The organism is Polaribacter aestuariivivens (assembly GCF_005885675.1).
In the GTDB taxonomy this organism is placed as follows: Bacteria; Bacteroidota; Bacteroidia; order Flavobacteriales; family Flavobacteriaceae; genus Polaribacter; species Polaribacter aestuariivivens.
The window spans coordinates 1-670 of the sequence record NZ_VANR01000014.1; the positions used below are offsets into that span (position 1 = coordinate 1).

The window sequence follows — 670 nt, forward strand, 5'->3', positions numbered from 1 at the left end:
ACTGTAATGGTAACTGTTGCAGTTTTACATACTGCAGGATTTACTGCTGTATTACAAACTGTATAATCTACGGTTACTGTTGTTCCTTCTTCTCCAGCTGCTGGTGTGTACGTCATTTCTCCTGTTAATGGATCAAATGTTACAACTCCTGTAGCTGTTCCTGTTCCTGCATCTACTATTGTAGTATTTGGACCTGGTAAATAATCATCATTTGTTAAGATATTTATTGTTCCTGGAACTCCTTCTACAACCGTTAATACATCATCTGCCACTGTTGGGTCTAGTGGGTTTGGATCTGTGACATCTGGATTACCATCGTTATCATCATCTGGATCCGTTACATCTGGAATGCCATCTTTGTCATTATCTGGCTGAACTGTAATGGTAACTGTTGCAGTTTTACATACTGCAGGATTTACTGCTGTATTACAAACTGTATAATCTACGGTTACTGTTGTTCCTTCTTCTCCAGCTGCTGGTGTGTACGTCATTTCTCCTGTTAATGGATCAAATGTTACAACTCCTGTAGCTGTTCCTGTTCCTGCATCTACTATTGTAGTATTTGGACCTGGTAAATAATCATCATTTGTTAAGATATTTATTGTTCCTGGAACTCCTTCTACAACCGTTAATACATCATCTGCCACTGTTGGGTCTAGTGGGTTTGGAT

The 670-nt window shown here is 39.1% G+C and carries 1 protein-coding gene; it reads right to left on the minus strand.

Annotated features, from left to right (window positions below):
- On the minus strand, positions 1-670 hold a 670-nt coding region (locus tag FDT66_RS14090), incomplete at both ends, for an Ig-like domain-containing protein (RefSeq protein WP_246034893.1).